At 36.0% G+C, this 23,544-nt stretch carries 27 protein-coding genes, 1 tRNA gene, 1 riboswitch and 1 other annotated feature; of the genes, 18 read left to right on the plus strand and 10 right to left on the minus strand.

Annotated features, from left to right (window positions below; translation table 11 throughout):
* The first annotated feature begins 51 nt into the window (after positions 1-51).
* Together uvrC and ASO14_RS04640 are read left to right on the plus strand one after the other, a co-directional pair.
* Positions 52-1,827, plus strand: a complete 1,776-nt coding sequence (gene uvrC / locus ASO14_RS04635) for an excinuclease ABC subunit UvrC (RefSeq protein ID WP_068452076.1) — start codon at positions 52-54, stop codon at positions 1,825-1,827.
* A 54-nt stretch (positions 1,828-1,881) separates the two neighbouring features.
* Positions 1,882-2,057: riboswitch (Lysine riboswitch) on the plus strand.
* A gap of 105 nt (positions 2,058-2,162) precedes the next feature.
* Positions 2,163-3,398: an aspartate kinase gene (locus tag ASO14_RS04640; RefSeq protein WP_068452079.1), complete on the plus strand. Its 1,236-nt coding sequence runs from the start codon at positions 2,163-2,165 to the stop codon at positions 3,396-3,398.
* A gap of 55 nt (positions 3,399-3,453) precedes the next feature.
* On the opposite strand, the gene ASO14_RS04645 is transcribed toward ASO14_RS04640, so the two are convergent.
* Complete coding sequence (locus tag ASO14_RS04645; protein WP_068452083.1) at positions 3,454-3,885, minus strand: YslB family protein; 432 nt, start codon at positions 3,883-3,885, stop codon at positions 3,454-3,456.
* Between the two features lie 274 nt (positions 3,886-4,159).
* On the opposite strand from ASO14_RS04645, the gene ASO14_RS04650 reads away from it, so the two are divergent.
* The 11 genes from ASO14_RS04650 to ASO14_RS04700 all read left to right on the plus strand — a co-directional run bounded on the left by ASO14_RS04650 (position 4,160) and on the right by ASO14_RS04700 (position 12,567).
* Positions 4,160-4,771 carry a succinate dehydrogenase cytochrome b558 subunit gene (locus tag ASO14_RS04650; RefSeq protein ID WP_068452087.1) on the plus strand — a complete coding sequence of 204 codons (612 nt, stop codon included), beginning with the start codon at positions 4,160-4,162 and terminating at the stop codon, positions 4,769-4,771.
* Positions 4,772-4,834: 63 nt separating this feature from the next.
* On the plus strand, positions 4,835-6,586 hold the full coding sequence (sdhA, locus tag ASO14_RS04655) for a succinate dehydrogenase flavoprotein subunit (protein ID WP_068452089.1): 1,752 nt from the start codon (positions 4,835-4,837) through the stop codon (positions 6,584-6,586).
* Positions 6,587-6,588: 2 nt separating this feature from the next.
* Positions 6,589-7,356, plus strand: coding sequence for a succinate dehydrogenase iron-sulfur subunit (gene sdhB, locus ASO14_RS04660; RefSeq protein ID WP_068452092.1), 768 nt, complete (start codon positions 6,589-6,591; stop codon positions 7,354-7,356).
* Between the two features lie 154 nt (positions 7,357-7,510).
* The gene (locus ASO14_RS04665) at positions 7,511-7,948 is read left to right on the plus strand and encodes an acyl-CoA thioesterase (RefSeq protein WP_068452095.1); all 438 of its coding nucleotides are present in this window, start codon (positions 7,511-7,513) and stop codon (positions 7,946-7,948) included.
* A gap of 112 nt (positions 7,949-8,060) precedes the next feature.
* Positions 8,061-8,513: a MarR family winged helix-turn-helix transcriptional regulator gene (locus tag ASO14_RS04670; protein ID WP_068452098.1), complete on the plus strand. Its 453-nt coding sequence runs from the start codon at positions 8,061-8,063 to the stop codon at positions 8,511-8,513.
* A gap of 25 nt (positions 8,514-8,538) precedes the next feature.
* Positions 8,539-9,333, plus strand: coding sequence for a glutamate racemase (racE, locus tag ASO14_RS04675; protein ID WP_068452100.1), 795 nt, complete (start codon positions 8,539-8,541; stop codon positions 9,331-9,333).
* Positions 9,334-9,554: 221 nt separating this feature from the next.
* Positions 9,555-10,139 (plus strand): XTP/dITP diphosphatase, encoded by a 585-nt coding sequence (locus ASO14_RS04680; RefSeq protein WP_068452103.1) that lies wholly within the window; start codon positions 9,555-9,557, stop codon positions 10,137-10,139.
* Between the two features lie 21 nt (positions 10,140-10,160).
* Complete coding sequence (locus ASO14_RS04685) at positions 10,161-10,676, plus strand: metallophosphoesterase (RefSeq protein ID WP_068452106.1); 516 nt, start codon at positions 10,161-10,163, stop codon at positions 10,674-10,676.
* A gap of 72 nt (positions 10,677-10,748) precedes the next feature.
* Positions 10,749-10,822 (plus strand) — tRNA-Arg (locus tag ASO14_RS04690).
* A 461-nt stretch (positions 10,823-11,283) separates the two neighbouring features.
* Entirely contained in the window at positions 11,284-11,526 is a 243-nt protein-coding gene (locus tag ASO14_RS04695; RefSeq protein WP_068452109.1) for a hypothetical protein, read from the plus strand.
* Between the two features lie 483 nt (positions 11,527-12,009).
* Positions 12,010-12,567 (plus strand): histidine phosphatase family protein, encoded by a 558-nt coding sequence (locus ASO14_RS04700; protein ID WP_068452113.1) that lies wholly within the window; start codon positions 12,010-12,012, stop codon positions 12,565-12,567.
* Between the two features lie 260 nt (positions 12,568-12,827).
* Here the strand turns inward: ASO14_RS04700 and ASO14_RS04705 are convergent, their stop codons facing one another.
* A complete protein-coding gene (locus ASO14_RS04705; protein ID WP_068452117.1) occupies positions 12,828-13,370 on the minus strand; it encodes a hypothetical protein in 543 nt (180 codons plus the stop codon).
* A 138-nt stretch (positions 13,371-13,508) separates the two neighbouring features.
* On the opposite strand from ASO14_RS04705, the gene ASO14_RS04710 reads away from it, so the two are divergent.
* From ASO14_RS04710 to ASO14_RS04725, 4 genes are all read left to right on the plus strand, one after another.
* Positions 13,509-13,880, plus strand: a complete 372-nt coding sequence (locus ASO14_RS04710) for a hypothetical protein (protein WP_068452120.1) — start codon at positions 13,509-13,511, stop codon at positions 13,878-13,880.
* 379 nt (positions 13,881-14,259) lie between these two features.
* Complete coding sequence (gene thrS, locus ASO14_RS04715; RefSeq protein WP_068452123.1) at positions 14,260-16,167, plus strand: threonine--tRNA ligase; 1,908 nt, start codon at positions 14,260-14,262, stop codon at positions 16,165-16,167.
* Between the two features lie 64 nt (positions 16,168-16,231).
* Positions 16,232-16,564 (plus strand): EamA family transporter, encoded by a 333-nt coding sequence (locus tag ASO14_RS04720; protein WP_197409939.1) that lies wholly within the window; start codon positions 16,232-16,234, stop codon positions 16,562-16,564.
* 131 nt (positions 16,565-16,695) lie between these two features.
* On the plus strand, positions 16,696-17,145 hold the full coding sequence (locus ASO14_RS04725; RefSeq protein WP_156422331.1) for a hypothetical protein: 450 nt from the start codon (positions 16,696-16,698) through the stop codon (positions 17,143-17,145).
* A 39-nt stretch (positions 17,146-17,184) separates the two neighbouring features.
* Here the strand turns inward: ASO14_RS04725 and ASO14_RS04730 are convergent, their stop codons facing one another.
* Together ASO14_RS04730 and ASO14_RS04735 are read right to left on the minus strand one after the other, a co-directional pair.
* Positions 17,185-17,655, minus strand: a complete 471-nt coding sequence (locus ASO14_RS04730) for a hypothetical protein (RefSeq protein ID WP_068452132.1) — start codon at positions 17,653-17,655, stop codon at positions 17,185-17,187.
* A gap of 73 nt (positions 17,656-17,728) precedes the next feature.
* Complete coding sequence (locus ASO14_RS04735; protein ID WP_068452135.1) at positions 17,729-18,919, minus strand: MFS transporter; 1,191 nt, start codon at positions 18,917-18,919, stop codon at positions 17,729-17,731.
* A gap of 61 nt (positions 18,920-18,980) precedes the next feature.
* Positions 18,981-19,226, minus strand: a binding site (T-box leader).
* Positions 19,227-19,336: 110 nt separating this feature from the next.
* Here ASO14_RS04735 and ASO14_RS15120 point away from each other — a divergent pair.
* A complete protein-coding gene (locus ASO14_RS15120) occupies positions 19,337-19,483 on the plus strand; it encodes an alcohol dehydrogenase (protein WP_068452138.1) in 147 nt (48 codons plus the stop codon).
* 40 nt (positions 19,484-19,523) lie between these two features.
* Here ASO14_RS15120 and ASO14_RS04745 read toward each other — a convergent pair whose 3' ends face one another.
* From ASO14_RS04745 to ASO14_RS04770, 6 genes are all read right to left on the minus strand, one after another.
* On the minus strand, positions 19,524-19,754 hold the full coding sequence (locus ASO14_RS04745; RefSeq protein WP_068452141.1) for a hypothetical protein: 231 nt from the start codon (positions 19,752-19,754) through the stop codon (positions 19,524-19,526).
* A gap of 324 nt (positions 19,755-20,078) precedes the next feature.
* A complete protein-coding gene (locus ASO14_RS04750) occupies positions 20,079-20,447 on the minus strand; it encodes an SHOCT-like domain-containing protein (protein ID WP_068452144.1) in 369 nt (122 codons plus the stop codon).
* A complete protein-coding gene (locus ASO14_RS04755) occupies positions 20,447-20,800 on the minus strand; it encodes a DUF2089 domain-containing protein (RefSeq protein WP_068452147.1) in 354 nt (117 codons plus the stop codon). The genes ASO14_RS04750 and ASO14_RS04755 overlap by 1 nt, the downstream gene beginning before the upstream one ends.
* A gap of 123 nt (positions 20,801-20,923) precedes the next feature.
* On the minus strand, positions 20,924-21,859 hold the full coding sequence (locus ASO14_RS04760; protein WP_068452150.1) for a metal ABC transporter substrate-binding protein: 936 nt from the start codon (positions 21,857-21,859) through the stop codon (positions 20,924-20,926).
* Entirely contained in the window at positions 21,856-22,698 is an 843-nt protein-coding gene (locus ASO14_RS04765) for a metal ABC transporter permease (protein ID WP_068452153.1), read from the minus strand. The genes ASO14_RS04760 and ASO14_RS04765 overlap by 4 nt, the downstream gene beginning before the upstream one ends.
* Position 22,699: 1 nt before the next feature.
* On the minus strand, positions 22,700-23,419 hold the full coding sequence (locus ASO14_RS04770; protein ID WP_068452156.1) for a metal ABC transporter ATP-binding protein: 720 nt from the start codon (positions 23,417-23,419) through the stop codon (positions 22,700-22,702).
* Positions 23,420-23,544: the final 125 nt, after the last annotated feature.

Here is a 23,544-nt window from a genome sequence, read left to right on the forward strand (position 1 = left end):
TAGAGGCTGTCCTGCATAACAGGTACAGTCTCTTTTTTTGAAGGTGATGAAATGAACGAAATCAAACAAAAATTAGCTGTTCTCCCTGACCAACCAGGTTGCTATTTAATGAAGGATCGTCAAGGAACAGTCATCTATGTCGGTAAAGCGAAAGTACTGAAAAATCGTGTGCGCTCTTACTTTACAGGCTCGCATAATGAGAAAACAGCACGCCTTGTTTCAGAGATTGTCGATTTCGACTACATTGTAACATCTTCTGATTTAGAGGCTTTTTTACTTGAATTGAACTTAATTAAATTACATGATCCAAAATATAATATCATGTTAAAAGATGATAAAACGTATCCTTATTTGAAAATAACAAATGAACCGCATCCACGTTTGTTAATGGTGCGAAAAGTTAAGAAAGACCGTGCAAAATATTTTGGACCCTACCCGAATGCTTATGCAGCAGCAGAAACGAAAAAGTTATTAGACCGTATCTATCCACTGCGAAAATGTGATGTCATGCCTAATCGTGTCTGTCTATATTATCATATGGGACAATGTTTAGCCCCTTGTGTAAAAGATGTACCAAAAGATGCATATAAAGAGATGATTCAAGAGATTACAGACTTTTTAAATGGCGGACATGAGCATGTAAAGACGGAACTAGAGGAAAAGATGTATAAAGCATCTGAAGCACTCGATTTTGAACGAGCAAAAGAGTTACGCGATCAAATTGCGAATATCGACCAAATTATGGCGAAACAAAAAATTACGAAGACGACGGACTTTACGAATCGTGATATTTTTGGTTTTGCAGTGGATAAAGGATGGATGTGTGTTCAAGTATTCTTTATTCGTCAAGGGAAGTTGATTGAGCGCGATGTATCATTATTCCCTTCATATGGTGAACCACTAGACGAATTTACAACTTTTATTGCGCGTTTTTATGAAGAAGCGAACCATTTAAAACCGTCTGAAATTATCATACCAAAAGAAGTGGACGCAGAGATGTTGCAACAGGCTTTAGACATTAAAGTACATGCGCCACATCGCGGCTATAAAAAAGAAATGCTCGATTTAGCAACACAAAATGCGCATGTGAAAATTGATGAGAAATTTAATATGCTACAGCGCCAAGAAGAGCGAACAATTGGTGCATGTGAAGAATTAGGTGATGCGATGAATATTCAAACACCACTTCGCATTGAAGCATTTGATAACTCACATATTTTCGGTTCGGATACGGTATCTGCGATGGTCGTATTTGAAGATGGTCGCCCGCGTAAAAAAGACTATCGTAAATTTAAAATTCAAACAGCTTCTGCGCATGATGATTACGGTGCGATGCGTGAAGTATTAAGAAGACGTTATCAACGTGTTGTAAAAGAAGGACTACCACTTCCAGATCTACTTGTAACAGATGGTGGGAAAGGACAGATGGAAGTCGCGCGTGAAGTACTTGAAGATGAACTAGGCCTTGATATTCCGATTGCAGGTCTTGCAAAAGATGATAAGCATAAGACAGCCCAGTTACTTTATGGTAATCCGCCACAAGTTATTCCACTGAAAAGAACGAGTGAAGGGTTCTATTTGCTGCAACGTATTCAAGATGAAGTGCATCGATTTGCGATTAATTTTCACCGTCAATTACGTGAGAAGAATGCACTCACTTCGCAACTTGATGACATTCCAGGTGTTGGGCCAAAGCGGAAACAGCAAATGTTAAAACACTTTGGTTCGATGAAAAAAATTAAAGAGGCAACAGAAGAAGAATTAATTGCTGCTGGATTACCGAAAAATCTGGCTAGTGCCGTAATTGCGCATTTTCTGAAAAAATAATTGTCTTTTGCCAAATATTGTGATAAAGTAACGTTAATTAAAAATCACTGAAAAAGTGATGATAGAGGAGCAGGTGTCAAGAGTAGCCTTTTTGAGAGTGTAGTAACTCAGTGAAAGAAGGTGAAAGGGGAAACTGCCGAAGTGATGAAGGAACTACGACTTCATTGCTGGTTCTGTATTGAATAAATGCAGAATTGTCAGAGTGTACACTCTGGAGGGCTATCTCACATGAATGTTCATTTTTGAATAGACATGCATAAGCAGCCCAACATTTCGATGTTTGGCTGCTTTTTTTATTGAGAGAACCCACATTACAATATGTAGGGGGAGAACGTATGGGAACTTATGTTATGAAATTTGGTGGCACATCGGTGGCAACACCGGAACGTATTCAAAATGTAGCGAAAAGAGTTTTACAAGAAGTGGAAGTGGGGAATAAAGTGGTTGTTGTCGTTTCAGCGATGGGAAAAACGACAGATCATTTAGTCGAGATGGCGAACCATGTATCGACACATCCATCAAAACGTGAGATGGATGTACTACTATCTACAGGTGAACAAGTTACAACAGCTTTACTGACGATGGCGCTTCACCAATTAGATGTACCTGCGCAGTCTTTTACAGGGTGGCAGGCAGGTATGATGACCGATGATGTTGCGAGTAATGCACGCATTGAACAGATTGATTGTGAGAAAATCACGACCTGTTTAAATGAAGGGAAAGTAGCCGTTGTAGCAGGTTTTCAAGGGATTGATCATGAAGGTAATATTACGACACTTGGTCGAGGTGGCTCAGATACAACAGCTGTCGCGATTGCAGCTGCGATTCAAGCAGAACGCTGTGATATTTATACCGATGTTGATGGGGTTTATACAAGTGATCCACGCTTCGTACCAAATGCACGTAAATTAGCAGAATTAAGTTATGATGAAATGCTCGAATTAGCACATTTAGGAGCAGGTGTTTTACATCCACGCTCTGTTGAATTAGCGAAAAATTATCAAATGCCCATGTCTGTTCGTTCAAGTTATGAACAAGTAGAAGGAACCGTTTTAAAGGAGGAAGTTCAAATGGAAAAAGATTTAGTTGTACGAGGAGTAGCATTCGAAGGAGAAATCGTTCGTTTAACAGTTTATTTTAGCGAAGCATATATGGGGTCATTAGCGAACATCTTCACAACATTAGCGAAGCACCATATCAATGTGGATATCATTGTACAATCCATCATTCCAAACGCATCACCAACGGTATCATTTTCAGTGAAAAAAGAACAATTAGAAGAAACATTAAATGTGTTAAAGGAATATAAAAATACATTAGGTTATGATTATATTGATCATGAACTAGAACTTGCAAAAGTATCGATTGTCGGTTCAGGTATGGCATCCAATCCAGGTGTTGCAGCGACGATGTTTGATTGCTTATTTAGATTAGGCATTCCGGTGAAGATGGTCAGCACATCTGAAATCAAAGTATCCGTCGTTGTACCACAAGAAGAGATGTTTAAAGCGGCGAATGCCTTACATGAACAGTTTGAATTATCAAAAGCAGCAGTGGCAATAGAAAATTAAATGGATAAAACAAAAAGTCCCTTGCGAATTTGAAGGGGCTTTTTGTATGTACGCATTATTTTACTTCTTCTTGATGAATTGGATCTTTTAAATCCCATTTCACTTGGAATGTTACGCGACCTTTTTTTACATCTACTTCTTCATAACATTCTGTTAAGAAGCCATTATGTTTTTGAATTTGTTCAGCGATGAAACCAGATTCAATTCGGAAACAGCGTTGTTCAAATTTTAAAATATCTGCATCGCCTGTTAAGACATAGATAGCTTCAGACTTACCTAATTTCGTTTGCTCGAGAACACCCCATGACGCCTCAGCGAAAAAGGCAGGTAATTCCTCAATTTCAAGTAGTGGGAACTTACGTGCAGTTTCTTTACCGCACCAGTAGAGGATATCCGCCTCATTTTTACCAACAATTGTTGAGAGAATATGGTCGCGAATAATTTCGTAACCAAAAGCTGTAACATTTTTCATTTCCATTGTAGACATGTGTAAATCCTTCTTTCATATTTTTTGTCGAATTTTTGTCCTTTTTAGAAAAAAACGCTTTCAAATAGCGAAAAATCGACTTTGATACTATTTTTTCGGAGTAATTGATACTGCTGAAAAACGTTGGTAACCTTGACGTTCATTGGGAGTGGGAGTACAATGAACTTGTCATAATATTGTACCATGATAAAGTAAACAGTCAAAGAATGTCAGACAAATTAGTCGTGAAGTTTTTGACTTGGATTTACTTTAAGTATTAAGGGGGGTAACAGTCTTGTCGAAAGATCGAGAGTTTTACTGGCGTCGTCTACATTCTCTACTAGGTCTAATTCCTGTAGGTCTATTCGTGACGGTCCACTTGTTAATCAACTATTCAGCTACAAACGGTGAAGCAGCATTCAACAAAGCTTCAGCTACAATGGAAAGTCTTCCATTCTTACCAATCGTTGAGTGGGTAGTAATCTATATCCCATTAATGTTCCATGCATTCTATGGTGTATACATTGCGTTCACTGCGAAACCAAACTTGAACCGTTTCGGAACAACTCGTAACTGGTTCTTCATGTTACAACGTGTAACAGGTATTTTCCTTGTGATTTTCATCGCTTGGCACATCTTCCAAACACGTTTACAAAAAACAATCAATGGTGCCGAAATTGATTACAACTTAATGGCTGACGTTGTATCAAATCCAGGAATGCTTATTTTCTACATTGTTGGTATCATTGCAGCTACGTTCCATTTATCAAACGGTATTTGGTCATTCTTAGTAAGCTGGGGACTTATTCAATCTCCAAAATCACAAAAAGTTACAACTTACATTACAATGATTTTCTTTGTACTGTTATCAGTAGTTGGCGTAATGGCGATCTTAGCTTTCGCATAATTAACTCTTATGATGAAAGTATGAAAGCGCTTGACTACTAATTGAACGAGGAGTGAGAGGAAAATGGCGAAAAGTAAATTAATAGTAGTTGGTGGAGGTCTAGCAGGTTTAATGGCTTCTATGAAAGCTGCTGAGCTAGGCACTGAAGTTGAGTTATTCTCATTAGTTCCTGTTAAACGCTCACACTCTGTATGTGCGCAAGGTGGAATTAATGGCGCTGTAAACACTAAAGGTGAAGGGGATTCTCCATGGATTCACTTTGACGATACTGTTTACGGTGGAGACTTCTTAGCAAACCAACCACCAGTAAAGGCAATGTGTGATGCTGCACCTGGTATCATCCATCTATTTGACCGTATGGGCGTTATGTTTAACCGTACACCAGAAGGTCTTCTTGATTTCCGTCGTTTCGGTGGTACACTACATCACCGTACTGCATTCGCAGGCGCGACTACAGGTCAACAACTTCTTTACGCACTAGATGAACAAGTTCGTAAATGGGAAGTTGAAGGTCTAGTTAAGAAATACGAAGGCTGGGAATTCCTAGGTTTAGTATTAGATGAGAATGGCGTATGTAAAGGTATTACAGCACAAGATTTAACTACACATGAAATCAGAGCATTCCGTTCTGATGCTGTAATCATGGCTACAGGTGGCCCTGGTATTATCTTTGGTAAATCAACAAACTCAATGATCAACACAGGTTCTGCTGCATCAATCGTTTATCAACAAGGCGCTAAATATGCAAACGGTGAATTTATCCAAATCCACCCAACTGCAATCCCTGGCGATGATAAACTACGTTTAATGTCAGAATCAGCACGTGGTGAAGGTGGCCGTATTTGGACATACAAAGACGGTAAACCTTGGTACTTCCTAGAAGAAAAATATCCAGCGTACGGTAACTTAGTTCCTCGTGACGTTGCAACTCGTGAAATCTTCGACGTATGTATCAACCAAAAACTTGGTGTCAACGGTGAAAACGTTGTATACCTAGATTTATCTCACAAAGATCCACACGAGTTAGATATTAAACTTGGTGGTATCATCGAGATCTATCAAAAATTCGTTGGTGACGATCCACATAAAGTACCAATGAAAATCTTCCCAGCTGTTCACTATTCAATGGGCGGTCTATGGGTAGACTACGATCAACAAACAACAATTCCTGGATGTTTCGCTGCTGGTGAGTGTGATTACTCTCAACACGGTGGTAACCGTCTAGGTGCAAACTCTTTACTTTCTGCAATCTACGGTGGTTCAGTAGCAGGTCCAAAAGCAACTGAATATATTAAGAGCCTAGATAAGCACGTTGAAGATCTTCCAGAAGAGCTTTACGCTGCAGCAGTAAAAGAACAAGAAGAGAAATGGGAAGAAATTCTAAACCTTAACGGTACAGAAAATGCTTACCTATTACACAAAGAACTTGGTGAATTAATGACTGAAAACGTAACAGTTGTACGTCATAACGACCGTTTAGAAAAAACATTAGTGAAGTTAGAGGAGTTACAACAACGTTGGAACAACATTAACATCAATGATACAAACAAATGGTCTAACCAAGGTGCTCAATTCACTCGCCAATTGAAAAACATGCTTGCTCTTGCGCGTGTTATGGCTAAAGGAGCATTATTACGTGATGAGTCTCGTGGTGCACACTACAAACCAGACTTCCCAGAACGTGACGATGAAAACTTCTTAAAAACAACAATTGCTCAATTCACACCTTCATTCGATCCAATCATCACCTATGAAGAAGTAGATTGTTCAATGATTAAACCACGTAAACGTGACTATACTGGAGGTGCTCACTAATCATGGCAGAACAAAAAATGTTAGATGTTGAAGTACAACGTCAAGACAGCGCTGATTCTCAACCATATTGGGAGAAATTCAAAGTACCATACCGTCCAAATATGAACGTAATTTCGGTATTAATGGCGATTCGTGAAAACCCTGTAACTGCTGATGGTAAGAAAACAACACCAGTAACATGGGACATGAACTGTCTAGAAGAAGTATGTGGCGCTTGCTCAATGGTAATCAATGGTCGTCCACGTCAATCTTGTTCAGCACTTGTTGACAAGTTACCACAACCATTAAAATTACAACCAATGAGCACATTCCCTGTAATTCGTGACTTACAAATCGACCGTTCTCGTATGTTCGACTCACTTAAAAAAGTAAAAGCATGGATTCCAATCGATGGTTCTTACGATTTAGGTGAAGGTCCACGTATGCCAGAGCGTAAACGTGAGTGGGCTTACGAACTTTCAAAATGTATGACTTGTGGTGTTTGCTTAGAGTCTTGCCCTAACGTAAACTCTCACTCTTCATTCATGGGACCAGCTCCATTATCTCAAGTACGTCTATTCAACGCACATCCAACAGGTGCAATGAACAAAGACGAACGTTTAAATGCAATCATGGGAGACGGCGGCTTATCTAACTGCGGTAACTCTCAAAACTGTGTAGCAGCTTGTCCAAAAGGTATTCCTTTGACAACTTCTATCGCTTCACTTAACCGTTCAGCAACAGTTCAAATGTTCAGAAACTTCTTCGGTTCTGACCATATGGTTGACTAATTTAATACGTAAATTTACGTTATAATTCGAAGCAGGAATCGCCTATAAGCGGTTCCTGCTTTTTGATTGTTTCGTCAGACGAAAGGCTATTCTTTTTCAAAGAACTTGAAATTTGTTACAATATGAATAACTATTCAGTTTGGAGGGATGAAAGATGAAAGAGAGTTATATTCAAGATTTTGAAGCATGGCAAAAAGAGTTTACATTTTCAATTGATATTGAGGTGCGCTTTTCAGAAACCGATTTATTTGGACATTTGAATAATACGGTTCCATTCGTCTATTTTGAGCAGGCGCGTATTGCTTTAATGAAAGAATATGAATTAGTAGGAGCCAATCTTTCACCTGATTCACCGATTGTTCCTGTTGTAGCTGATTTACAATGTGATTTTTTAAAGCAAATTTTCTTTGGAGAGACCATTCAAATGTTTGCGAAATTTGCAAAATTGGGTAGTTCATCAGTAGACATTCATTATATGGGTGTTGTGAATGGAGAAGTACGTCTAACAGGACGTGGTACACTCGTTCAAATGAATGCACATACTGGAAGGGCAGAGAAGTGGTCCATGCCACAAATCCAACGAATTCATTAAGTTTTTTAAGAATTTATACGAGATGGCTTGCCAATTTTCAGAAATACATTCACAATATAATTAATGATCATTCGTATATGGAAATACTATGTACGAAATAGGAGTGAACTAAATGGCTGAAGAAGGTTTCGATGTAAATGCACAAAATATCTGTATACTAGAAAAAGACTTAAGACACATTGCAGCGATTATTAAACAAAAGGGACGTGAAATTTTAACGAATTACACGATTACCCCACCACAATTCATCGCTTTACAATGGCTTGATGAATTAGGCGATATGACGATTGGAGATTTATCAAATCGTATGTATTTAGCTTTTAGTACAACGACAGATTTAATCGATCGTATGGAGAAGAATGAACTTGTACAACGAGTTCGTGACACAGCAGATCGACGTGTCGTGCGCATTCATCTTTTACCAGAAGGCGAAAAGATTATTCGAGAAGTAATCGAAAAAAGACAATTATATTTAGTTGATATTGTAAGTGATTTTGAAAATGAAGAAATCCAACAATTATCGGAACTATTACAAAAATTATACGTTCGTATGAATGAAGATTAACAATAAAAGATTAGAGGCGGTTAGTGTGAATGCTCCCATCGGTGTGATTGACTCGGGTGTAGGTGGATTAACCGTTGCAAAAGAAATGCTTCGCTATCTACCAAATGAGACGATTTATTATATTGGCGATACAGCCAGATGTCCATATGGGCCACGAACGGCAAAACAAGTAGTGGAGTTTACAACACAGATGGCACAGAAGTTAAAAGAGATGGGAATCAAGATGCTAGTTATTGCTTGTAATACAGCAACAGCAGTAGCGCTTGAACCACTTCAAAAAACCTGTGACTTTCCTGTGATTGGCGTAATTAATGCAGGTGCTATGGCTGCAATGAAAGAGACAAAAACCCATCAAATTGCGGTCATCGCAACAGTGGGGACAGTAAAGAGTGGCGCGTATGAGGAAGCGATTGGTTCGCTTTATTCTAAAAGTCAAATCTATTCGCTTGCATGTCCACCCCTTGTACCTATGGTTGAAAGTGGTCAATATGAAGGGCCTTTTGCAGAAAAGCTTGTAGAAGAAGTGCTATCTCCGTTGAAAACAATCTCTTATGATACGATGATTTTAGGCTGTACGCATTATCCAATTATTCAACATCTCATTGAGAAAGTAGTAGGAGAAGATGTACATGTTGTGTCATCCGCAAAAGAGACGGCGCTCCATGCAAAAGATTTACTTGCATATTACAGTCTAGAAAACAAATCGACACATCATGCGAAGCATCGTTTTTTTGCAACAGGATCTGTACCGATGTTTCAACAGATTGTAGATGACTGGCTACAGCTTCCTGAGCTGCAAGCAGAGAAAATTGAATTATAATTGCATACATATATGCAAAATAAAAATATGCTGGGACATAAGTACAAAAAACACATCCCATATGAGTATAAGAAAAACTGGAATCGTGCTGTGGCGTGGTTCCAGTTTTTCGTTGTGAACGCTAAAAAAGGGAAGTGACCTGTTTTGTTCCAGCATGTTTTTTCGTGTCTATGCACCGTTTATGCTAAAATAGACATACATTGTACAGGAGGTAAGGAAGAATGAAAAAAGTAGTAATTGCCACAAAGAATAAAGGAAAAGCAAAAGATTTTGAAGTAATCTTTGGACCACTTGGTTATGAAGTCGTAACGATGTTTGACGTAGCCCCAGATATGGAAATAGAAGAAACAGGAACAACATTTGAAGAGAATGCCATCTTAAAGGCAGAAACACTCTCTAAAGCGTTGAATCTTCTTGTAATAGCAGATGATAGCGGACTGATGATTGACGCGTTAAACGACGAGCCAGGCGTGTATTCAGCACGTTATGCAGGCGACCATGACGATGCTGCAAATATCGAAAAAGTATTAAAGAATTTACAAGGTGTACCGGAAGCAGAACGCACAGCACGCTTTGGTTGCTGCTTAGCCATCACAGGTCCAGATTATCCAACACAAACAGTATTCGGCACATGTGAAGGCATTATTTTAGAAGAACGTCGCGGCGACAATGGCTTCGGTTATGATCCAATTTTCTACGTACCTGAAAAAGGACTAACAATGGCACAAATGTCACCAGCTGAAAAAGGCGCAATCTCACACCGCGGTAATGCACTCAAGCTATTACAAGAAAAAATCAATCTCTAATTCGATAAGGTGGTTGGCTAGATGAAAGTGGTTGTGTTAAGTGACACACATGGTAATGCAGAAATCATTGAACAAGTATATGAACAAGAACAGGGAGCAAATGCTTTCTTTCATTGTGGCGACAGTGAGTTAAGTTATGATGATCCCCGTTTTCACGAGATGTACCGCGTAAAAGGGAACTGCGACTTTGATTCCGACTATGTAGATGAACTCGTTGTACCGATTGGAGAACGCCGCATCTTCATGACACATGGACATTTATACAATATTAAAATGACGCTGACACCGCTTGATTATAAAGCGCAAGAAGTAGAAGCAGACATCGTATTATTCGGACACTCGCACGTACTCGGCGCACAACAAGTAGGACGCACACTCTTTTTAAACCCAGGAAGTCTCCTGTTACCAAGAGGCGGCAATCCGAAGAGCTATGCAACAATTGAATGGGAAGAAGATCAAGACGAATTCACAGTCACATTCAAAACACCCGACCAACAAATCATTTCACAACACTATTTTTCTATACCAAAAAAATAATGTTGACATATTATCTAGCTTTGTCTATAATAAGTATTGTCCTTGAGAAATTCACTTTTCTCAAGCAACACTGTCTCAGTAGCTCAGCTGGATAGAGCAACGCCCTTCTAAGGCGTCGGTCGGGGGTTCGAATCCCTCCTGGGACATACAAGTTAGAGAGTTTAAATCCTTGGTGTATAAGGATTTGTCAAACGTGAAGGGATTATAACGGGGATTAAAAAATGTAGTGAAATCCTTAAAATAATCCCTTCTTACTTTTTTGAAATGGATTATAATAAGAATAAGTTTATGTAATCATCTTCCTAATATATTAGGAAGATTTTTTTGTATGACTAAAAGTAAAGGAATTATCTGAAACAAAAATACTCTTTTTTTCATATTTTATTTAAATCAACCTATAATTATAGTTAAAGGTTGATTTGGTTTTGAAAAAATTAACAAAAAATCGTTATAAAGATGGAAAATTGAATACCAGAAGGTACTACGGGAAAAACTGACATAGATATATTATGTAAATCATGGTGATCCTAAAAAGCATGCTCATCTCCATAAATGATAATACGATTTTAATAGGTACTAAAATAATAAAAGTGAAGAGGTGAAAGAAGTGAGCGAAAAAGAGTGGAAAGAATTTAAAGAAGGAATAGTAGATGAAGAACAGGAACTAAGCTTTTCCTATAAATCAGAAGAATGGTGGATAAGTCGACTATACGGTAAAGAAAAAAGCTATTTATTAACACGTTCTAAGGATTCATACACACAAGAGTTCCTAACAGCTGAAGAATTATTTACGAATGGAATTATTGATGGGAAAAAATTTATTGAAAGAGTACCTGATTTAGAATGGTAATTAATAGAATACTATATAATGCTAGAAATTATCGAAAAAATGGTAGAAAAAGAAGACTTTGAACAGATGATACGAATGATGTTAACACTTAAAAAATACGAGAGATTACGTAGATTATCAAATGTATAATATTCTTAAATTTGATGTGCTTATTAAATACATAATGTAGTACCATAGTTTTGAGTAACCGACATAGACTCGGTCTGTTTTAGAGAAGATACCTATAAAAATAAGTTCTTTATGCAAATTTTACACTAGCTTGTACAATTTAGAACACTATACGAGTATCTTTTTTAATTCTTACAATACCGTTATAAAGTTCTTTTATCTTCAAGTTTATTTTATTAAGAGATATAGTATGTCAAAAGAATTAGTTAATACAATTTTGTATTAATATAAATAACTAAATTTTATTTTAATTTACAATCAGTTGATGGAATATTCTTATTAAAATATAGTAATAAACCGATTAGGAGAGAATAATTGATGACAAATTTATATTTTGTGAGGCATGCTCATTCTATTTATACTGTGGATGAATTAAAAAGACCTTTATCCAGCCAAGGTATAATTGATGTAGAAAGAATTACAGAGATACTTGAAAAAGAAAATATTGATTATGTAATATCCAGTCCATATAAAAGAGCAGTGCAAACAATTGAGAGGATTGCTCAATTAACAGATAAAGAATTAATAATTGAGAGTGACTTTAAAGAAAGAAACTTGTCTGAAAAGCCAATTGAAAATTTTGATGAAGCAATTACAAAAGTATGGGAAGATGAAACATTTTCATGGGAAGGTGGAGAGTCTAATCTTATAGCTCAAAAAAGAGGCGTTAAGGCAACGATAGAAGTACTAGAAAAGTATGAGGGTAAAAATATTGTAATAGGAACACATGGTAATATTATGGTTCTAATTATGAATTTTTTTGATAAGCGGTATGGATTTGATTTTTGGAAAGAGCTTGGCATGCCAGATATTTATAAATTAACTTTTGAAAAAACAAAACTTAAAGAAGTGAATAGAGTTTGGAAAAGATAATATAAACTTTGATTATAAAGAATATAAAATTATTGAACCTACGCTATTTCTGTCAGAGTTTGATGAGAAATATTATAGGAAAGAAGCAGGAGACCATTCATGATTCGTTAGGTTAAAGTTTCTAAGACTACTTCTGTTTAAAGTATATTCTTATAGAAGATTTATATTGTAAAGATAAAATAATGAAAAAGGAGAGAAAATTTAATATCTCTCCTTTTATACTTTAGAATCATAACCTTTTCTTTTACAAACTTAGGCGGCTATTCATAAATCTTATAATCACTTAGTAATTTTTCTAGCTGATTATTATCAATTCCATATTTGGTAGTAGCAGCATCTAAATTTTTGCTTTCACCTTTGTTCTCCATGAAAACAAGGACCGCATTCATGTAATTTTCAAAAGAATATTCAATGTTTTGGGTAGCGTTCAATATAGCTTCGTCAGCTGGGGTATTTGTTGACCAAAGTAAGTCATTACTTACTTGATCCCATTTCTGTTTGTAGATTAGTATATAATTTAATTCGTCAGAAAAAGTTTGAGCTTGTTCATCTGTTGTTGAACGGTGTATAAATAAAACTTCACGTAATGATTTGTCAAAAGTAGTGGATGTTTCTTTGTATATCGAATGCCACTTTTTAAAAGATTCGTAGAATTTCGTACTTACAGTTCCGTCTTTAACCCCTTCTGGATATGCATTTTCTTCAGCACTTATAATCTCTTGCTTACTAATAGTAGAGCTATTTGTACATGATGATAGTATAAGTAATACAAATAATATAATAAGAGTCTTTATAACCTTCATTTTAAACCACCTTTTTGTATTTATGGTTAAATAATCCTTTAAAAGTGTATAAATGTATATCAAAAATTTGATTTAGATTTTATTATAATTAATTTGTATGATAATGTTTAAATATTACATATAAGATAGAGGTCTATTTTGAAAAAAATAATTGCTTTTATTTTATTTTCGCAGCTATTTTTGTTGACGGCTTGTGAAAATACGACGATATTTAGTGGAGAGTCGAAAGATTGGAAGAATAAATATGTGTCTTCTGATAATGATCAGTCAGGGGATTTTGATTTAGTTATTATGTACATAGGAAAAGAGCCAGCACCTGCAAAGATTAACTACGAATATTCGCTTGCAAATAAATTCAATAGAAAAGCTGAGAATTTAGAGTTAAAAGATAATAAAGTTCAATTTGAAAAGGTTGCTTGTGACGACTGCGGTATTACAGAAGATTCAACTATTCCATTTGGAATCCAATACAATAATAAATCTGAGATTATTGAATTAGAGCCAAAATAAAGGACAAGGCATTTTCAATCTATTTCTAATATTTTATTCAAAAAATTCAAAAAACTATTTGACAATTGAAAATGAATGGGTTAAGTTAGTTACTAATTTCAATTTCAAAAGCATTGAAGAGGATATGAGGCGTTTGAGCGAAAATCGAAAGAGAGGGGAATCACCGGCTGAAAGTTCCCTGATTGGACCAATCGTTTTACTCCCTTGGAGCTGTACTAGGAAACTAGTAACGTAAGACAGGCGTTAACTGCGACAATGAGCTACTGCTGTAAATGGCGGTAGGAATTTGGGTGGAACCACGGATATGAGAGCATCAATTCGTCCCTTTTGGGATGGATAGGTGCTTTTTTATTTTATAAAAAAGAAAAGGAGAGATCGTATGTCAAATCAAGAAGTAGTTATTCAGTTTCCAAATGGCGAGCAAAAAAGCTTTGCCAAAGGTGTAACGCTAACCGAAATTGCTAAGTCAATTCGTCCGAGTTTAGCGAAAAAATCAATTGTAGGTAGTGTGAACACGACGACAACAGATTTGACAGAGCCGATTCTTGTGGATGCCGAAATTAGGTTGTATGATGCGGAGTCACCAGAGGGATTGTCTGTATTGCGTCATTCAACAGCTCATTTGTTAGCGCAGGCAGTAAAACGTCTGTATCCAGATGCTTGTTTTGGAGTGGGGCCTGTAATAGATTATGGTTTTTATTATGATATCGAGTTAGCGCATACGCTTATACCAGAGGATTTAAAAAAGATTGAGCGTGAGATGCATCGAATTGTGAAGGAACAACTAGCAATCACACGAAAAGAAGTGTCGCGTGAGGAAGCGAAGCAATTATTTAAAGAGGATGCATTAAAGTTGGAGCTGCTTGATGCCATTCCAGAAGGTGAAGTAATCACGATTTATGAACAAGGAGAATTCATCGATTTGTGTCGTGGACCACATGTACCGACAACACAGAAATTACAGCATTTTAAATTATTGCATGTTTCAGGGGCATACTGGCGTGGTGATGTGAATCGTCAAATGTTGCAGCGAATTTATGGTGTGGCTTTTGCGTCAAAAGAAGATTTACAGGCGCATTTCAAATTTTTAGAAGAGGCAGAAAAGAGAAATCATCGTAAGCTTGGAAAAGAGCTTGAGTTGTTTATGTTTTCAGAGGAAGCACCGGGAATGCCTTTTTACTTAGCAAATGGTAAAGTCATTCGTCGTGAACTAGAACATTTCTTGCGTGAGGTTCAGACAATGTATGGCTATGAAGAAGTGGAAACACCGCTTATGATGAATCAGCGTTTGTGGGAGCAATCGGGACATTGGCAACATTATCAGGAGCATATGTATGTGACACAAGTGGATAATCAACAGTTTGCATTGAAGCCGATGAACTGTCCAGGGCACATGTTAATTTATAAGAATACGCTGCGCTCTTATCGAGATTTACCGATTCGTATGGCAGAATTCGGTCATGTACATCGACATGAGTTTAGCGGTGCATTGAATGGTTTATTGCGTGTTCGTTCATTTTGCCAAGATGATGCACATCTTTTCGTTAGACCAGACCAAATTGAACGAGAGATTGAGCTGGCACTTCAAATCATTGATCATGTGTATCGCGTCTTTGATTTTGATTACACAATTGAACTTTCGACACGTCCAGAAGATTATATGGGAGACTTAGAAGTGTGGGATGAAGCGGAAGCAGCTCTTTCGCGTGTGTTAGAAAAACGAGGTGTCGCTTATACAGTGAATGAAGGAGACGGTGCGTTTTACGGTCCGAAAATCGATATTCACATTCAAGATGCGATTCAGCGTAGCCATCAATGTGCAACAGTACAACTCGACTTCCAACTACCTGAAAAGTTCGACTTAACTTATGTAAATGAGCAAAATGAAAAAGTACGTCCTGTTGTGATTCATCGCGCTGTCTTTGGTTCACTGGATCGCTTTTTAGGGATTCTTATTGAACATTTTAACGGAGCATTCCCGCTATGGTTAGCTCCCATTCAAGTTCAAGTCATTGGAGTCGCTGATACACATGCAGCGTATGTAGAGGAAGTAGCGAATCAATTGCGACAAGCACATATTCGTGTAGCAGTAGACGAGCGTAACCAGAAACTAGGGAAGAAAATAAGAGAGGCGCAGATGAAGAAAATTCCTTATATTCTCGTACTTGGTGATGAAGAGCAACAACAAAATAGCGTAACAGTACGTAGATATAAACAAGAGGGATTAGAGAAATATACAGTTGAAGAATTTTTAGCGTATATTCAATATAATATGGATATAAAATGATATATCTCTTGAATTTTCTGACAATTCATCTATAATGAATGGAATATGTCGGAGAGGGGAGAACGTGTTGGAAATTGTACAATCGAAGCAGCGAAAAATGTATGTAGTGGGGATTGTGAGCTTATTAGCATCGGCTATTTTAACATCGATTAGTCAGGTCTATTATGCGAATAAAGTACAACTCGTTCATCCTTTTCTATTCACAGGTATTAGTTTTTTCATAACCGCTATATTTTTTCAAATGGTGGCGATGAAACAACGTGTGCAAGTCGAGTGGAAGCGAGCTTTTTTGCCATTATTAAAATTAAATCTAGCATCTGTATTGGCATTTATGGGATTTTATTTTGCATTAAAATATATTGAACCAGCGATTGTCAGTTCTTTGGAGATGGGGTAGGACCGCTATTTGTTCTTGTTATTGCACTTCGAACGCGCGTTCATATTCCGCGCATACAGTGGTGGATTGCACTTGGTACACTTGGAGCTTGTCTATTACTCATCTACGCCATTTTTTCAGGGAATTCAGGCGTGACAGAATGGCGCGTTGAAAATAGCTGGGGAATCGTTACGAGTATTTTTTGTGGCTTAGGAGCTGTTCTTTGTACCATCTATTCAAAACAATTAAGTACACTTGGTTGGAGTAGTTCGATGATTTTGTCGAAGCGTTTTATCGCTATTATTATTCTGTCGTTTATCGCTACATATGATACATTGATACTTTATTTTCTCGAAAATATCGCGTGGATTATGATGGTGACCATAATGGAGGTATTAATTCCCATGTATCTATTACAGAAAGGCATTCAATATTGTGAGACGTTCATCGTCATGATGTCGCTGTGCTTCATTCTTGTCTTCACTTTCTTTTTTCAATTACTCGACCCGAGATTAACATGGTCATCTTTGACATTCACAGGTGTTTGTTTATTATTAATACTCGGCATTTTAAGTATGTGGCAAGAGCAAAAGAATGTATAAAAAAGAGGCTTAGGGAGTTATCCCAGAGCCTCTTACTTTTTATTCAGACCATTCATGATCTAACACGAAATCCTGTCCTTCTTTATGGAATGTAGATTTCGCTATTTTTTGATTGGAACCTTCACGATTCCAAAGAATAATCACTTTACGTACATTTGCATGTTCTTTTCGTACAGATTGTACGATTTGATCTGCTTGTTTTGAAAAATCAGGTGTTTCGGCTGATTTTGGAACTTCAACAAACACTTTCGCTGCATTTCCATCAATCGTCATATTCTGTGTAAGCTTCTCTGTTTTTTCATACTCTTGCACAGTTCCTTCTTTAGGTGTAATGAAAAATAGACTCATCATAGAAGCAATTCCAATACCTGAAATGACTAATAAAACGATAGGTAAGATGAATTTTGTATTGCGTGTTTTTGGACGGATAATGGCTAAAATTAGTAGGATGACACCTGATAACGCCATAATACCAAATAAAAATAATGCCATAACTGTTAGAAACATCATAAACGGTTCACTCCTTTCTACTAGTCTAACAAATATTCCATCATCTGTAATGAGAAAACGGTATAATATGACTTTAGTAAGGGAAGTTTTTCTTTTTAAAATATATTATATAAAAAAGGAATAAACTAAATAAGAAAAATAGAAAAGAACCGATTATGCCAACTAGCCGCAATGAAAACAGAGTAGATAAATATCCAAGAGTTAATGTGAAAATAATGATTCCAATAGCTTCTACAACCCCAACGATACTTTGAAATCTTCCTAAAATAGAGGTAGGTATATTGTTTTGATAAAAAGTTATAAAGCCTGTTTGTGAAAACGGAAGACAAAATCCAATGAATAACATACTAATCAAAACATGTGAAAAGTTGAAAGAGCTATAATAACTGATGTATCCAATACTTGTCGTTAACGTACCTATACCAATCAAAAAAGATAATGAAAAATATTTTGCAAATAACGTATTAATAAGAGAACCTAATAGAATACCAGTTCCAAAAATACTAAGTAAAAACCCATATTCTGCATCTGTTAAATCAATTACGCTTTTAGAAAAAGCAGCCTCAATGGAATCAATCGCTGTCATAAAAATAGTCATACCTAAGAAGAAGCAATAAATAACGAAAATAAAGTGATTTTTTTTACTATACATTACAATAGTGAGGAAATCTTTTTTAATTACCTTGAAAGATAAATCTGTATTTTCTGTTTGAGATATTTGTACGTTTGGCAAAAAGTAGATAATACTAGCAGAGAAAAGTAAAATGCATGTATTAAAATAAATTGTTTGATTTGTAGATATAAATAATAATAAGACACCTGCTATAATTGGACCTAAAATAGCACCACAAGATTGAATAAGAATTTTGAGTGAATTAAACTTTTGTCGTTCATTAACGGGAATGAGTTTTGTAATATAAACAGTGGAAGCGGTTGTGAAAATAGCGTTACTAAGTTGTACTAAAAAAGATAAAATATAAATACCGATTAGTGAATTCGTAGTTGGAATGAATAAGATACAGATAGCGCGAAAACAATCTAAGAAAATCATCATTTTTCGTATATTTAGTCGATCAATGAGTGACCCTGCCCAAAAGCTAACAACTAGCATAGCGACAGGGGAAAGGGTATATAGAATAGCAATAGATAATGCAGATTGAGTTTGATTAAAAATTTTTAAATTTAATGCAATTAAATAAATCCATGCACCAATATTTGAGATACCAAGACCTAATAGTAATAATAAAATGTATGTTTTTTTCAATGTCAGCACCACATTTCTATAAATTATATGAAATAAAAAAGTTCACCCCCAAGAAATGAATCTTGAGGGTGAACTTAGTCACGGTGCCACCTCAGTTTATTCCATATATCACTATAGGAATCTTATCAAGTACGACTAAAAAATAGTGATACTCTATCTCAGTAACGTGAGAATCCGTTGTACCATCATGTTAAATCCGATACACAGCTCCAAGACTTGGTTCAATAAAGTATAAAACCCTCTTTTTCAGCTAATAGAGGTCTCTGTAGATTTATACAAAATTTACTCTTCTTTTCATCGCCTTTATAATTTTTAATAGTTTACCTCACTTTGAAGAAAACTACAAACTGAAAAAAATGTATATGTTATGATTTTTCATTGTATAATAGAATCATTGAAAAAAAGTAGGTGAGTTCAATGGGGAAATATCAATTAGATACAAAAGGGCAAGCAGCGGTGACAAAATACCACGAAAAGCAAAAGCCAACACGCACAAACCAACAAGAGAAGATGGAGAAGATGCGTGAATTATACTTGAAGAAAAAACAAGCTAAAAAATCATAATAATAAAAGACTGTGACAGTAAATTGTCGCAGTCTTTCTTTCATTCCTCTACTTCACCGACACGTCCTTCAATCATCTCATCATTAATCATCCAATCGTACTCACGAACAGTATAAGAACGATTTTTTAAACCATTTATAATCAGAAAAGGTTCACGACCTAACTCAGCGTCTATTTCTTGAAAATATATTAAACCATCATATGCCATATTAATCTTTAAAGTCTTTTTGAGTACGACACATTCGCCAATCCTATACATACGATTTGTCATATAGTTTCCTCCTAGAGCAACTATTCTATGAGGCTCTATACCCGTTGTAATGACTTCACAATCGTTTATTTCCTGGGGAATATTACAGTCTTACTTGAATGACTGTGCCGTCTTTCGTCGAAAGGTCTATAAGATGTAACCCTTTATATTTTTTACAATGTCTAACTAAATATAAAATAGTATCAAACTTTGGCAGCATCGGTATTTTTCTTTCAATATAGGATGCAGTGCGCGTGATTTGTGCCGCTTTACAGAGAGTTGTCATACATAAATAGGGAATCGGGAGTCGCAAATTATAATCAGTTGTTTGAATATGAATACGCATCATTGTTCTTCAATAAAGATGGAAACATAATCACCATTTGCGGATTGAATGTCAACAATCGTTCCAGTTAATTCATGTTCAACAGCATAGCTCAGTTGTGCTAAGTCGATTTGTGTCACATAGTCCTTCAATTGTGGTATGTTCGGTAAAATTTGTTCGCTCGTTTGTAAAAGTATTTTTGCCAGTGTGATTGGTAAATTCACTTCTACTTTTTCAGTTTGATCGGACTGAATACGAACACGTAGTATTTTGTCAGTGGATTCCTTTAGAGGAGGAGTTTTTAATAATTCGATTAATTCAGTTCCTTGTTCAACAGAGATTGTACCATCTTGAACCATTGTTAAAATACGTGTTAAATTCTCTTGCATTATTTTTCTTCCTTCCATGTGCGAATTTGTTCAATACCTTCATCTGCATCTATTTTTTTATTTTGAATATCCGTTAAAACATCATGTGTATGTGTATCCGCTAGAGATTCCACAATGGCATCTAAGCGATTTCGAACAGTTGGATATGAAATCTGTAGTTTCTTTTCCATTTCTTTAATATTTCCTCGACAAAGTAAGAATGTCTCGACAAAATGTAGTTGTTCTTTTGATAAGGTCATCAGTCGTGATAATGAAAAGTTATTTTCAATTATTGTATGGCAACTCTCGCAATGTAGTTTTTGAACAGTTAATGTTTGATCACAGATGGGGCAATGGGTTAATAATTCAACCAAATTCGTCACTCCTTAAAATTCATATTAAATATTTTAATTTTAATTATATGATAAATCAATTAAATTAATATAAATTTTAATAAAATAAAAGCAGCGAGAATTATCTCGCTGCTTTAAAAAGTGTTATTTTTTCATTAAGCCATCATAAATTTGGTCGAAATTCCATTTCATCATGTTGTAGTAACTATCGCCATGATCGCCTTTTTCAGAAATAGAGTCTGTAAAGATTTTTGCATGAATTGGAATACCTGTTTCTTTTGAAATGGTCTTCATTGGGCGATCATCTACGCTACTTTCAACGAATAGGGCAGGTACTTTTGATTTACGTAATTGATCAACTAAATTTTTAATTTGATCTGGTGTACCTTCTTCTTCTGTATTGATTTCCCAGATGTAAGCTGAAGGAATTTGATATGCAAGAGAGAAGTATTTAAAACTACCTTCACTTGTGACAACCATACGCTTGTCTTTTGGAATCTTACTAAATTTTTCTTTCGCTTCTTGGTGTAATTTCATTAGTTTTTGCGTATAATCTGCAGCGTTTTTAGCATAATAGTCTTTATTATCCTTATCTAATAACACTAATTTTTGTGTAATGTTATTCACGTAAATCATACCGTTTTCAAGACTTAACCATGCATGCGGATCTTCTTTACCATCTGCATTTTTACCTTCTAAATAAAGAGGTTCAACACCTTCTGATACAGCAAAGTAATCGCGGTTTTCTTTCTTATTTGCATTGTTCATCAGTTTTGTGAACCATGCGTCACCACCTGTTTCAAGGTTTAAACCGTTATAAAGAATTAAGTCAGCATCCGTTGCTTTTTTAATATCTTCTGGTAATACTTCATAGTCATGTGGGTCTTTTCCGACAGGTACAATACTATGTACATCGACTTTATCACCTGCAATTTCTTTCGTCATATCATATAGAATCGAGTTTGTAACAACAACTTGTTTACGATCTGTCTCTGTTTTTTTTGCTTCGCCGTTACCACATGCAGCAAGAGCGATGGATAAAATCAATATAAGACTCATCCAAATGGTTGATTTTTTCATGAACGAAGAACCTTCTTTCTTAAATGAATTTGTTTTGGTGATACTAAAAAGCTAATTAAAAAGATACTAGTAGCGGTTAGAACAATTGTCGAACCGACTGCTAAATTGAATGAGTAACCAATGAATAAGCCGATTACTGAAGCGAGCGCTCCGAAAAAGGCGGATAAGAAAATCATGTTACGTAAACTCTTTGTATAGAGGTAAGCAGTAGCAGCAGGTGTTATGAGTAGAGCTACGATTAAAATGGTTCCGACACTTTGCATCGCTGTAACAGATACAACAGTTAAAAGTGCCATTAGTAAATAATGGTAGGCATTGACGCGTACACCGAATGCTTTCGCCATATTTGGGTCGAAAGAGGTGAGTAGTAATGGTTTGAAAAACAGCCATACAATGATAAGTACAATCGCAGCAATACCAATAGTTAACCACTTATCAACATCTTGAACAGCTAAAACATTTCCAAATAAAATGTGGAATAAATCTGTTGAACTGTTCGCAAACCCGATTAAAATAACACCTAGTGCTAGGAACGAACTAAAGGTGATTCCAATCGCTGTATCGCCCTTTATTTTACTATTGTTCGAAATGAATGTGATAATGATTGATGCGAAAAGACCGAATAAAATAGCGCCAATAAAGAAATTGATACTAAAGATATACGAAATGGCGACACCGGGAAGTACTGCGTGTGAAATAGCGTCCCCCATAAGAGACATTCCGCGTAAAATAATAAAGCAACCAACGACACCAGCGACGACACCAATTACAATCGATGTGACCAGTGCATTTTGTAAAAACTCATAATTAGTTAGTCCATCAATAAAGTTTGAGAACATGTTATAACACCCCTAATCCAAGTGCAGCACCATATGTTTTAGCAAGCTGTTCTTTTGTAAATGTTTCTTTTGTGGGACCTTTAGCAATAAGATGTTGATCCATCATAAGAATTTCATCAAAATAATCATCGACTTTACTTAAGTCATGATGCACAATTAGAATCATTTTTCCCTCATCGCGCAGTTCACGAAGTAGAGACATGATGACTTGTTCACTTGTCGCATCAATTCCTACAAACGGTTCATCTAGAAAGATGAATTTTGCTTGTTGTACAAGTGTTCGAGCGATTAATACGCGCTGGAATTGACCACCAGATAACTCACCAATTTGATTGTTTTTGTAAGACAACATATTTACTTTTTCTAAAGCGGCATCGACTTGTTCCCACTGTGTTTTCGAGATTTTTTTAAACCAACTCATTTTAGGGTAGAGACCTAAAGAGACACATTCGCGTACGGTAATAGGAAATGTATCATCAATCGCACTTTTTTGTTCAACGTAAGCAATTTCTCGTTGTATTTTACTGAATGGCTGTTGATTGAATAAGACAGTTCCTTTACTCGATACTAATTTTAAAATACCTTTGATTAATGTTGATTTGCCTGCACCATTGGGACCAAGTATCCCGATGAGTGCAGGTTTTTTAATTTCAAATGATACGTCTTCAACAGCTGGACGATTACCACTATAAGAGACGGTTAAGTTTTGAACAGTTAACACTTTCCCACAACCCTTTCTTTTTCTTATATAAAATAATATTCACCTTAACTAAAAATGTTTCCTTAAAGAAACTTTAATCATATGATACAGGTTCTCATTTAATTTGTAAATAGATATACTACATC

This window comes from Kurthia sp. 11kri321 (genome assembly GCF_001534765.1).
GTDB classification, from domain to species: domain Bacteria; phylum Bacillota; class Bacilli; order Bacillales_A; family Planococcaceae; genus Kurthia; species Kurthia gibsonii.

Coding starts and splice junctions, on each gene's coding strand:
- uvrC (WP_068452076.1), top strand. CDS start 52: ATGAACGAAATCAAACAAAAATTAGCTGTTCTCCCTGACCAACCAGGT.
- ASO14_RS04640 (WP_068452079.1), top strand. CDS start 2,163: ATGGGAACTTATGTTATGAAATTTGGTGGCACATCGGTGGCAACACCG.
- ASO14_RS04645 (WP_068452083.1), bottom strand. CDS start 3,885: ATGTCTACAATGGAAATGAAAAATGTTACAGCTTTTGGTTACGAAATT.
- sdhA (WP_068452089.1), top strand. CDS start 4,835: ATGGCGAAAAGTAAATTAATAGTAGTTGGTGGAGGTCTAGCAGGTTTA.
- sdhB (WP_068452092.1), top strand. CDS start 6,589: ATGGCAGAACAAAAAATGTTAGATGTTGAAGTACAACGTCAAGACAGC.
- ASO14_RS04665 (WP_068452095.1), top strand. CDS start 7,511: ATGAAAGAGAGTTATATTCAAGATTTTGAAGCATGGCAAAAAGAGTTT.
- ASO14_RS04670 (WP_068452098.1), top strand. CDS start 8,061: ATGGCTGAAGAAGGTTTCGATGTAAATGCACAAAATATCTGTATACTA.
- ASO14_RS04680 (WP_068452103.1), top strand. CDS start 9,555: ATGAAAAAAGTAGTAATTGCCACAAAGAATAAAGGAAAAGCAAAAGAT.
- ASO14_RS04685 (WP_068452106.1), top strand. CDS start 10,161: ATGAAAGTGGTTGTGTTAAGTGACACACATGGTAATGCAGAAATCATT.
- ASO14_RS04705 (WP_068452117.1), bottom strand. CDS start 13,370: ATGAAGGTTATAAAGACTCTTATTATATTATTTGTATTACTTATACTA.
- thrS (WP_068452123.1), top strand. CDS start 14,260: ATGTCAAATCAAGAAGTAGTTATTCAGTTTCCAAATGGCGAGCAAAAA.
- ASO14_RS04730 (WP_068452132.1), bottom strand. CDS start 17,655: ATGATGTTTCTAACAGTTATGGCATTATTTTTATTTGGTATTATGGCG.
- ASO14_RS15120 (WP_068452138.1), top strand. CDS start 19,337: ATGGGGAAATATCAATTAGATACAAAAGGGCAAGCAGCGGTGACAAAA.
- ASO14_RS04745 (WP_068452141.1), bottom strand. CDS start 19,754: ATGACAAATCGTATGTATAGGATTGGCGAATGTGTCGTACTCAAAAAG.
- ASO14_RS04750 (WP_068452144.1), bottom strand. CDS start 20,447: ATGCAAGAGAATTTAACACGTATTTTAACAATGGTTCAAGATGGTACA.
- ASO14_RS04760 (WP_068452150.1), bottom strand. CDS start 21,859: ATGAAAAAATCAACCATTTGGATGAGTCTTATATTGATTTTATCCATC.
- ASO14_RS04765 (WP_068452153.1), bottom strand. CDS start 22,698: ATGTTCTCAAACTTTATTGATGGACTAACTAATTATGAGTTTTTACAA.